This window comes from Bacillus sp. TCT6, from assembly GCF_056033845.1.
Window position 1 is genome coordinate 1 of sequence record NZ_JBVYHX010000005.1, and the last position, 10538, is coordinate 10538.

Genomic DNA, 10538 nt, shown 5'->3' on the forward strand with positions numbered 1-10538 from the left:
TTTTATAATCAGTTCGAATATAAAATTTTGAATAAAAGTTTACTAAAAGAAAACCCACAGCAATTGCTGTAGGTTTTCTTTTTAACAACGGCCAAGACTATATTGTAAATGCTCATTGCATTATACGTTGGATTTAAAAAAGTGTTAATATGTAAAACTCTTTAATAAATGTTTTACTAACTTCTTAGCATATGAAATTCGCGTCTTGTTGATGCTAACCTATATAGAACATAAACAAGTTAAATAAAAAGCCTAGTTTTTACTAGGCTTTTTATCTGAAAAAAATACCATTTTTCACCTTAATACACTTTTAATTTCACGATATTTTATACAATTAATAATAAAAAGTTCCAATGTAAACTTTTAAATATTAGTTTACATTAAAATTCCCTTAATCATTGACTTCTCACCGATTATCCTGATATCCTCAAAATACATAACAAAAGTATACATTCAAAACACTATAAATAAAGAGGTCATGAATCCATGAATAAAAAAACACATCTCATTGATGTCCAACCTATCCGTAGTAAAGAACAGATTGAAGATATGAAATGGGCCCTCAAGCGTCATTGTTCCGAACGAGACTATATTCTCTTTCTTATCGGCATCCATACTGGATTACGCGTAAGTGATCTACTCCAACTCGAAACACAAACCATAATAAAATTAAAACGAAAAAAGAGAAAAGAATTCAAAATCAAAGAAGGAAAAACAAAGAAAGAACGCATGATTAACCTTACTTCTATTTTTGATGAAGTCTATTCGTATACCCAATCACTAGAAAATACCTGGTTATTCCCTTCAAGAAAAGGAGATCAGCCCATTAGTAAGATCCAGGCTTATCGACAATTGCAAAAAGCCGGAGATTTTGCCGGCGTAGAATCCATTGGTACCCACACCATGCGCAAAACCTTCGGCTATTGGTTCTATAAACAAACAAAAGATGTTGCTATGTTGCAAGGAATTCTAAATCATAGTACACCCCAAATCACACTAAAATACATTGGAATTAATAAAGAAGAAAAAGACAATATACTTGATAATTTCCATATTTAAAATCTATCAAAAAAAACGACATCTAAGGGTACAGCCTAGATACATGTAATTTTGAGTATTAGTCATACATTTATTTTCAACCATACTTATAATCATGGATTTCCTTGTTATTTTTCAACTTATTATCATACATCCTAATCATACAGTTGGAACAAAGTGTTTTCAGTAGCTAATAGATGGATGATTAGGGTGTACTCATAATAGACAAAACGATATTTATAATCCCTATAAATTGAATATAGGAATAAAAGTAAATACATGACCTATTCCACAATTATTTTAAATTTAATTATCTTTATATATTATTAAAAAATTAAATTGATACGAATAACATAAATGAAAAAAATTAATACATTAACATTGAACAGTTTTAAAAATCTAAAGTAATTTTAAAAAGGAGTCTAAGTAACATGAGTAAACAACGTCCAATTAATACATCATGTCAGGTGGTAGGACAAACTCAAACACCATTAAATAATAAAGTTGAAACACCCATTGTTACCACAGAAACACCGCTTGTACAAATGCCAGTTATATTAGCCAAAAGAACAATTCAAATTGTTGTAGAATCTAATATTTCATTAGATCCTCCAGCAATTGAAATTAAGCGTATCTTAAAAAACAACGTATTTTTGACACAAAGTGATTTAGTTCCTCTAGCATTTACTCCAATACCAGGTACAAATTACAACCTAGTTACAAAAGCTAAATTATTTTTACAAGGGTATATCAATAAAAGTATTGAGTATGTATATGATGAATACAATAGAATTATATATAATTCTATTGTAAATGTTCCATTTTCCGGTTCCACAGATCTAATAGAAGATGATTTTCTATCTTTACCTTTAATAGCTTCTTCCTCAGATACTACATTTCATTTTATTAATCCTAAAAACGGTGATTTACCACATTTAGAAAAATGTTCCTTCGGAGATACAGTTTATTATAACAAACAACCATATTGCGAATTAGTCAGTACTCAACTTGTTGGATTAGACTTTTCCCCTTGTCTAACAAACTTAAAGGAACCATTTAATACTTTTCGTGAAATAATTGTATTAAACCTTGATTTAAAAGTTTTACAAATACAACAAGTACAAATTTAAAACAAAGAAAACTTCTTATTTTTCAAACCAACCTACTAAAAAAACACCAATATCTGTTAGTCCTCTCCTAAAGGGAACTATAAAATAAAATGAAAAAAGTGAGTGAAACTTATCTAAATATTTCCTTCTCGAAAAGGAGACAAACCCATTAGTAAGATCCAAGCTTATCGACAATTGCAAAAAGCCGGAGACTTTGCCAGCGTAAATAGTTAAATCAAAAAATCCCAAATTACATACACCTTTTAAAAAATAATTTCATAAAATAAAATCGATAATGGCAAATATGTTCTCTCCGACAAACAACTCATGGAATAAACAAAAAGATATTCATACTGAATATCTTTTTGTTTATTCTTAATATCTTTATTTTAATATATATAATTTTTATGTGATTAATTAGACTTATATACTCATATTATTTCTTTCAAAAAAATAAGTATATTAATCTTATAAAAAAGAATAAATAACATTTTGAATCTATTTAATGTAAAAAAGGGATCTACTAATAGATTCCCTTTCCTTTCAAAGAGACTAAATTTATGAGTGTAAAACAAGTGTCCAATGCTTATTCCACACTATAAGATATGCTCTCCTATTCAAAATAGTTCTAATGAATTTTATTTAGTACTACCTATTTTTTTAATATAAAAGAGTCTAACAATACTTCCACAAAAATATATGCTACACAAAATCAAATAATAAAAACATAGATTTTATTACTATAATCTATGTTTTTATTTAAAAATGAGAAAAATCACTATTATACATGCCCTCACACATATAAATACACTCCATAGCATGTTAAAGAAAGTATAAGCACACTCAAAACATAAACTAAAAGGAGGCTTTTTCAAATTGAGTGAAAAAGAATATAAACAAGATAATAATAAAAATAAGGATTGTAAGGTTAAATCAGAATCGCGGATTCCACTCAGTGATACTGAGGCAACGCCTGTTCTTACAAACAATCCAAGAATTAAAATTCCAGTTGTATTAGCAGAAAGAACACTTCAAATTGTAGTAGAAGCAGAAATTCCACTTTCTCCACCAGCAGTGGAAATTAAAAGAGTGTTAAAAGATGTATTTTTAACACAATGTAAACTAGTACCTGTTGAATATGAACCAATTAATGAAACAGGATATTTTCAAGTAACAAGAGCAAAATTGTTTGTAGAAGGTTATATTCGTAAAAATATTGAATACGCTGCTAAATACTGCAATGGCGTAATTCATGATCGAATTGCAAAAGTTCGATTCTCTGGTTTTGCTGATTTGACTGCTGATGAATTTCTTTCTTTCCCAATTATAGCTTTTGGTTCGGAAAATAAAGCTCGTTTCATTAATCCGAAAAAGAATGATGTTCCTCGTCTAGACAAATACTTCTTTGAAAATAATGTTTTCTATAATGAACAACCATATTGTGAATTAATTAGTGCAGAATTTTATGAACTTGATTATTCATCATATGATGTTCATCATTATTCAAAACATGATGAATATCAGGACAGAAATCAAGATAGATATCAAGATAAATATCAAGATAAATATCAAGATAAATATTATGATCAATATCCTGAGAAAGAATTTGACAAACTACGTGAAAAAATTGTTCTTGATCTTACTTTGAAAGTATTACAAACTCAACAAGTACAAATTGGATAAAATAAAAAAAGTAATATTTTTAAAATAAATCAATTATTTTTCACATTTCATGCATTATAAAAGAAAGAGGAATCCTAAAAAATTTCCCTTTCTTTTATTTACATAACATTATATTATCAGCAGTCAATGTATCTCAAAATCTATAAAAAAATACCTTCAGATATTCCTTCTAAAGGTATTTTTCATTCACATAATCTGTATTATCAGTAATTTTTATTTATCTACTTTAAAATACTCTGGATGTTCTGCTTTCATAGATAAAATGTTACCACACTCAGTGCAAACATCAGCAATCACACTTGAAAATTGATTTAAAAGGTTATTCGTACTAATAAGTCTTAAATATGCTTGGACATCTAATGAATCTTGCCTGATTTCTCTAAAACCACAATTAGGACATTTCTTATTCATTTTCAATTCCTTCTTCCTAAGATTTAGTTCACATAAAATCCGATTATCAGTAGTATCCAAAAAAGTTCAGGGTTCTCGTATGACCCTAAGCTTTACTTTTATATTCATTTTTCTATATTTTTTAAAGGTGGCGAAAAATAATTAATCAAATTTCAAAAAATCATTTCCAAAACTCATACCATTTCTTATCTTTACTTGCTGTAATCATCTTCTTAACTTCCTGGACTTCCCTTATTGTTTGCATGAGCATTTCATCGCGGCCTTGGTTCTTCGCCATGTCTTCGCTATTATTTGCCGCTATAAGCTTTTGGGAATCCTGTAGCGATTGTATAGCGCTCAATAATTCCGATTCTCTTTGTGTGAATCGCTGGTCTTGTTCATCTAAACGTTTGTTTAATTCTTGTAGTAAGTAATTTTGTTTTTCAATGATCTCTTTTTGCTCTTGAATCATCGCCTGTAGCGGTGTAGCGTTGAAATTAGGTTCTTCATAGCGCTCAACTTCATGTCGCTCTAATGGCAATACTTCAACACCTTGATGCCATGATACTATTTGCTTTGTAGCATTTTCTAATGTCATTTCTGTGTCGTTCTTTAAGTTTATAACCTTACGAAACACCATTACATCACTTTCTCTATACTTCCTATGTCCACGTTCATTCTTTATGAAAGTATAACCCTCTTTTTCTAGTACATCAGCATACTTACGTAATGTACTAGATTGGATATCTAATTGCTCTGCCACGTCGCCAGGACTATATAGCGTCTTCATAGCGTCTCACCTCAAAAATATATTCGCTATAGCAATGATATACCCTTTTTCGTAATAATTCACGTATCACTTGTTTCAAATTCTTAACTCTCATAATCTTTACATGGTTAATTTGTATAGTTCTTATTACAGATCCACTCTTAGGAACACACCTCAATTTTAAAATTGAATACTCATTAATAACCACATCAAAATCTTTTTTTATTTATACAAGATTTTATACAAAAAAAGAATAGTGGGAATCGCTAGAATCCCTGTACATACAAGGATTCTATCAAATGATTTGCTACCGATAATAGGACGTTATGTTAACCGAGAATGAATAGAACATTCATCATTTTTTCTCTTGTATTCGCTTGTACTAGAATTAAACTAATCTTCAAACCAAAATAACACTTCAATAGGTGCTTTTAAAACTTTTGCAATATCGTAAGCCAATTTTAATGAAGGGTTATATTTTCCGTTTTCGAGATTACCAATTGTTTCTCTTCTAACTCCAACCTTATTAGCTAAATCTCCTTGAGACATATTTAACTTTACCCTATATTCTTTCATCCGAGTAATCAACGTCATCCTGCATCCCTTTCTTTTCTCTACGTTCAAATATTTCTAAATTAATTACAAAAGTAACTAATGGTATTCCAACTGCAAGTGCAACGAATAATCGAATTACATGTATATCTCCAAAAATAACAATACTTAAGATTAATAAAACACCTGATACTAATGATACGAAAAATGCTTTTGTGGCAGCAATGCGAACATGTAGAATAAAAAGTTCATCTGGTATAACTTTTGCATATAAAAAGAAAGAAAAGAAAGCGAAAAAGTAATATGTAAATGAAGTTTCACCTAAAAATGAAAGAGGACCTAAAAACCCTAGAAATCCAATAAATCCTAAGTAAGCTAGTTTATTTTTCATATAAATTCTCCTTTGTGATATATTTCGCTCTTTATGTTATAAATATATCACATAAAGAGCGAAATAAAAAGGAATTGAAACTTTATATCTTTGTTTCAAACCAATACTTTTAACTTCCGCTTTCGAAAACTATTAAAAGTCCTCCAGTTAAACAATCCGGAGGACTTTTAATAGTTTTCTAAGTTATCTTCCAAATACACTCAATCCTAAATAAATCAAACTATAACTAATTAAAGCACTTGCAAGCATCAAGCCTATTTTTAATAATTTGTCTTTTATATTAGGCTTTACTTCACTTATAGGTTTTCCCTCTATAAAATCAATTATTTGACGATAAGTTTTTAAATTATGCTCTTTTTTCAAGTTTTCAAGCTTCGACGATGAAAGCATAAGCAAAATCGTAAGTAACACAGGTATTATAAGACCGTAATAACCAAAAAAGTAAAATACAGGTGCAATAGAAATAGGAAGTAGAATCATTAATGCTAACATGATGTAACTCCACTTAAAGAAAGTTGATTTTTGAAGTTCTTCTTTCATGATCTTTACATCTCCTTTAACTAAATCATCCAGGGAGACATTAAAAAGAATACTCATCATTAGTAAATTATGAATATCTGGATAGTTTCGTTCATTTTCCCAGTTAGAAATAGATTGTCTGGAAACATGAATTTTCTCTGCTAACTTTTCTTGGGACATATTATCCCGTTTACGAAAATATTGTATCTGTCTACCAATGTTCATCTATACATCTCCCTTAAATCTGAGATTAAGTTAAAGGCTGATTAAAGACTACCAAATTTCTTTATAATAGCATGATTTTACTATGTAAAAATGTTTTATCATGCTATTTCCCCCTGTTTTTGGGTGTGAGTGCTGGCTGGGGGTTTGGGGGCTAGCCCCCAAGAACTTAACGTAACTGAATATGGAATAAGCTTATTATTTAAATCGATAGAACTAGCGGTTCGGCGGGTATAATTGCTGATCCAAGTCGAGCAACTTAACCCCGTTTTTGGTCTGTTCGGCTTGGCGAAAGCTAAAAACCCGCCGAAAAAAGTTTTGCAAGGACAATATCAAAAAGAAAAGGCGATAGCCTTTAGGTGAGGATTAACGAAACGACTTTTTTGATATTGAGGGTGGAGATTTTTGAGTGATCTTCTCAAAAATACAACCCGTTCCTTGCGGAACTTTTAGCCCTATATATAAGAGTGAGAAGGGCAAAGTAAAGAAAGTCAGTAATATCAAGGTTTTATAGAAGGTAGGGTGTCAAAAAAAAGTGACACCAGTGTCAAAAAAAAGTGACACCTAAAAAAAGGAAAATAAAAACAAAAAAAAGAATGCAAGAAAATTTTTGCATTCTTTTAAAATAAATAAATCGGTAATTTATGTTTTTTCTTTCCTTGATCTTCAACTTTAAAATTTCTTAATGAATCCCTAAAGATATGTTGAGTTGCTTTGTCTATTCCATCTTTAGGAGAGCAACACATAACATTTGGATTTACAAACCATGTACGACTAGTACAAACTCGTCCATCTTCAGTTGTAACACCTGATTGTGCAACTGCTAATACTCCTTTTTTTAATAAACCATTCATAACACTAGAAATACTTTGACGAGTCATTTTAAACTTTTCAGCTAAATATGTAGGTGATGCTGGATTATTTGTCTCACGTTCTACAAGAACATTGGTTTTAAATTCTACAGATGAAGTTAATTTGAATAAAAAAGCTTCTTCCTTACTGCTTAAATAACCTATTTCAATCAAATAATCTATATTATCCATTATAATTTGCACAAATCTCACCCGATCTGTAGGCTTTTTCTTTTTACCTATGAAATATTCTTCCCCACCAGACATTTTACTTAACATCTGTAAAAGCATAGCTCTTTCTTCTTCCGAATAACCACCAGTTTGCAATTGGTCATAAATACTATCAATCTTGCTATCTCTTATTTTCGCTTTTTTTTCAGCTTGTCCAAAATCTACAACTTTTGTCATAAAATAATTCTCTCCCTTAGTGGAAGGAATCAACTTTTATATGTTAGAATGTATATAGAATATATATTGGTTGATTCCAACCTTATTATGAAAAACCGCCTGCCGACCAAAGCATGGGCGGTTTTTCTCGTTTGTATGTCTTTCTTTATAATAACATGAAACACCTTGTTAAAGCTTTCCATCTCTTACAAAAGCACAACATTCGATCCTCTTTTTCTTCTTCAAACTCATACAATTCAATGCTTTCATCATTATCAATCCTATCTTTCCCTATCAAAATCCCAATGTTTGCTTATTTCTCTCTTATGTTCACGTTCAAATTGATTATCTATTCCCTTGCTATCAAATTCATTTTTAATAATCCCTCTAAATACCTTAAATCTCTCTTTAAAAGCTTTTTTCGTCTGTTGATACAAAACTCTTATATTCTCCTTCAAATCCTTTATATGAGCTTTTAATGAGCCTATTTCAGTATGTAACTTTCTATTTTCCTCTTTCAAATCTAAATTTATCTTTTGAGATTCTTTTAAAGAATCATACAAACTATTGACTTGACGATTCAATTCCCTATTTTCTTTTACCAAATCCGTATTTTGCAAACGCTCATAATCTTTTTTTACAGTGACTGCTGCAGTTATCAATTCTTCTACTTTTTCGAGTTGCTTTGGTGAAAAAACATAATTACCTGTTTCTTTTTCAATGATTTCAGGTTTACCAATTAATTTCGGCTTTACCTCCGTCTTAATCTCTTTCTTTTTGGGCTTTAGCGTAATCTTGCTATCCGGCAATCTCTTACTTATCTCTGTAATTTGATTCTCTATGTTAGAAACAGCTTCAGCATATTCCTTGTATTGACGGACTTTCATATATTTATGTGTACCCACATTGGCACGTTCAAAATTTGGAATTTGATCTTTAGCTAAAGATTCAATATAAGCCGTTTCTAATTGTCTCCAATTCGCAATTAGCTCCGTTCCTTTTCCTTGTACGCCTTGTTGTTGCAAGGCTCTATCCATTCCGACACGCCTCGTTAATCCTCGACTACTTTCGAAATTCGGTACATAGTTAATATGTAAATGCGGATTTGCTTCATCATCATGTAAAACCATATTATAGACTGCTAGATTTGGATTTCGCCCTTGAAACGCCTCCGCATACTGTTTTAACGCTTCTTTTTTAGCTTTCCTATACTTTGGGTCATCTTTACCCTCTCCAACCGCTACAACCAATTCTCGTTGCTCATGTGTCTTTGTATCTTTTTTTATCTTGTCATAATAATCCTTAATTTTGCGATCATTACGTTTTTGTTTCTCGTTATACTTATTTACTGCTTCTTGAAAGACATCCTTGTATACACTTCGAATGTCCTTTTGAACAAAGTAGATATTCTCTTCTAACCTGGATGAATCTATGCCAGGATTCCCATGAATGTTTTCTCTGTTATTATGGCTTAATGAACTTTGGTGAGATTGATTAAATGAGATAGAAAACAACATAAAGTACCACCACTTCCTCTAGATCAATTGATACAATTAGTCTAGCAAGGCGACGAAATTGTGTCAATTGACGTAACCCTATACGTATTTTGACGCTAACGCATCAAAATTGATAGGGGTCTGCGACGCTGTTCGGCTTCGCCGACCCATGCACAGCATGGGAAAAACAAACCTTGGGCTTTGCCCAAACCCACTGGGGAACTCTTCCCCAGCCCCCATCCATCGAACTCCCCAACCCCTCAAATCCTTGAGGGGCTCCCTCGCCAGTAGGCAGGGTCAAAAGGGTACCTTTTGACAACCACAAGAGGGTCTTGGTGTAGTGAATATGTCAACTCCTTAATGCTCCTTCACTTCGCTTTGCTACGTTCGTCCGCTTACCGTTGACAAATCACCAAATGCTATTTTTATCTATTATTAATTACTTAAAATCAACAATGACTTTCAAATATCTAATTATATATATTAATCTTAAAACTATAACTAATAATATATAATTCATTGGAAAATACACCCAATTAATCAAAGACAATCTTCTTATCTAAATGTGTAAAAATAAAATAGATCATAGTTTTAAATATTTCTATTGGAGCTGATTAAATGAATAACTATTACGAATACAATCAATCCCCATACACAAATAATTGGAATTATCAACCAACACCAAACACAATATATAATCAAGAACATGCACGACCAGTTAGTAGACGTATTGATTTAACTACAAACATGCCGGGGACAGATATATAAAAGATTTAAAAGATGGTTTCGTACGATATACCTGGCTTAATGTAGTAAACATACAACCTGGTGAAACCATAGACTTTCGATTAACTGCATCGCCTAATGAACAAGTTATAAGTGGCGGCTTTAGTACTAACCCAGTAGAGAATGTATATGCAGTAACATCTGCACCTCATAGTAGTTATCCATTTGTTATGGCTGTTATGCTTCGTAACGCTTCAGCAATATCTGTATTACCTGATTTATGGGTCGTTGTTAAAAGACAATAAAAAAACAAAAAACCTAGCAATTGCTAGGTTTTTTTGCATATGAGAGAAATACTATTTTCATGTCATACCATCTTCAAAGTTCCCATTATTGTATGTTCAT

General features: G+C 31.0%; 11 protein-coding genes and 1 pseudogene. 5 read left to right on the top strand and 7 right to left on the bottom strand.

The window, feature by feature from the left end:
- Positions 1 to 486: 486 nt before the first annotated feature.
- From AC0ONG_RS30100 to AC0ONG_RS30115, 4 genes and pseudogenes are all read left to right on the top strand, one after another.
- Positions 487 to 1059, top strand: coding sequence for a tyrosine-type recombinase/integrase (locus AC0ONG_RS30100; protein ID WP_474205357.1), 573 nt, complete (start codon positions 487 to 489; stop codon positions 1057 to 1059).
- A gap of 410 nt (positions 1060 to 1469) precedes the next feature.
- Complete coding sequence (locus tag AC0ONG_RS30105) at positions 1470 to 2168, top strand: CsxC family protein (RefSeq protein WP_474205359.1); 699 nt, start codon at positions 1470 to 1472, stop codon at positions 2166 to 2168.
- A 117-nt stretch (positions 2169 to 2285) separates the two neighbouring features.
- Positions 2286 to 2378, top strand: a pseudogene (locus AC0ONG_RS30110) (tyrosine-type recombinase/integrase); the annotation flags it as partial.
- A gap of 645 nt (positions 2379 to 3023) precedes the next feature.
- Complete coding sequence (locus AC0ONG_RS30115) at positions 3024 to 3830, top strand: CsxC family protein (protein WP_474205361.1); 807 nt, start codon at positions 3024 to 3026, stop codon at positions 3828 to 3830.
- Between the two features lie 213 nt (positions 3831 to 4043).
- On the opposite strand, the gene AC0ONG_RS30120 is transcribed toward AC0ONG_RS30115, so the two are convergent.
- The 7 genes from AC0ONG_RS30120 to AC0ONG_RS30150 all read right to left on the bottom strand — a co-directional run bounded on the left by AC0ONG_RS30120 (position 4044) and on the right by AC0ONG_RS30150 (position 9428).
- Entirely contained in the window at positions 4044 to 4241 is a 198-nt protein-coding gene (locus AC0ONG_RS30120) for a hypothetical protein (RefSeq protein ID WP_474205363.1), read from the bottom strand.
- A gap of 160 nt (positions 4242 to 4401) precedes the next feature.
- Positions 4402 to 5010: a DUF3967 domain-containing protein gene (locus tag AC0ONG_RS30125; RefSeq protein WP_474205365.1), complete on the bottom strand. Its 609-nt coding sequence runs from the start codon at positions 5008 to 5010 to the stop codon at positions 4402 to 4404.
- Positions 5011 to 5382: 372 nt separating this feature from the next.
- Positions 5383 to 5583, bottom strand: a complete 201-nt coding sequence (locus AC0ONG_RS30130) for a helix-turn-helix transcriptional regulator (RefSeq protein WP_000172689.1) — start codon at positions 5581 to 5583, stop codon at positions 5383 to 5385.
- Positions 5552 to 5932 (bottom strand): DUF3796 domain-containing protein, encoded by a 381-nt coding sequence (locus tag AC0ONG_RS30135; protein ID WP_081143345.1) that lies wholly within the window; start codon positions 5930 to 5932, stop codon positions 5552 to 5554. Before AC0ONG_RS30135 ends, AC0ONG_RS30130 begins: the two co-directional genes overlap by 32 nt.
- Positions 5933 to 6115: 183 nt before the next feature.
- Positions 6116 to 6676, bottom strand: a complete 561-nt coding sequence (locus tag AC0ONG_RS30140) for a helix-turn-helix domain-containing protein (protein WP_098909371.1) — start codon at positions 6674 to 6676, stop codon at positions 6116 to 6118.
- 617 nt (positions 6677 to 7293) lie between these two features.
- Complete coding sequence (locus tag AC0ONG_RS30145; protein ID WP_000170177.1) at positions 7294 to 7932, bottom strand: MarR family transcriptional regulator; 639 nt, start codon at positions 7930 to 7932, stop codon at positions 7294 to 7296.
- A 260-nt stretch (positions 7933 to 8192) separates the two neighbouring features.
- Positions 8193 to 9428 (bottom strand): plasmid recombination protein, encoded by a 1236-nt coding sequence (locus AC0ONG_RS30150; RefSeq protein ID WP_474205369.1) that lies wholly within the window; start codon positions 9426 to 9428, stop codon positions 8193 to 8195.
- Between the two features lie 597 nt (positions 9429 to 10025).
- Between AC0ONG_RS30150 and AC0ONG_RS30155 the strand changes: the two genes are divergently transcribed.
- A complete protein-coding gene (locus AC0ONG_RS30155) occupies positions 10026 to 10175 on the top strand; it encodes a hypothetical protein (RefSeq protein WP_474205371.1) in 150 nt (49 codons plus the stop codon).
- Positions 10176 to 10538: the final 363 nt, after the last annotated feature.

Coding starts and splice junctions, on each gene's coding strand:
- AC0ONG_RS30100 (WP_474205357.1), top strand. CDS start 487: ATGAATAAAAAAACACATCTCATTGATGTCCAACCTATCCGTAGTAAA.
- AC0ONG_RS30105 (WP_474205359.1), top strand. CDS start 1,470: ATGAGTAAACAACGTCCAATTAATACATCATGTCAGGTGGTAGGACAA.
- AC0ONG_RS30120 (WP_474205363.1), bottom strand. CDS start 4,241: ATGAATAAGAAATGTCCTAATTGTGGTTTTAGAGAAATCAGGCAAGAT.
- AC0ONG_RS30125 (WP_474205365.1), bottom strand. CDS start 5,010: ATGAAGACGCTATATAGTCCTGGCGACGTGGCAGAGCAATTAGATATC.
- AC0ONG_RS30130 (WP_000172689.1), bottom strand. CDS start 5,583: ATGACGTTGATTACTCGGATGAAAGAATATAGGGTAAAGTTAAATATG.
- AC0ONG_RS30135 (WP_081143345.1), bottom strand. CDS start 5,932: ATGAAAAATAAACTAGCTTACTTAGGATTTATTGGATTTCTAGGGTTT.
- AC0ONG_RS30140 (WP_098909371.1), bottom strand. CDS start 6,676: ATGAACATTGGTAGACAGATACAATATTTTCGTAAACGGGATAATATG.
- AC0ONG_RS30145 (WP_000170177.1), bottom strand. CDS start 7,932: ATGACAAAAGTTGTAGATTTTGGACAAGCTGAAAAAAAAGCGAAAATA.
- AC0ONG_RS30150 (WP_474205369.1), bottom strand. CDS start 9,428: ATGTTGTTTTCTATCTCATTTAATCAATCTCACCAAAGTTCATTAAGC.
- AC0ONG_RS30155 (WP_474205371.1), top strand. CDS start 10,026: ATGAATAACTATTACGAATACAATCAATCCCCATACACAAATAATTGG.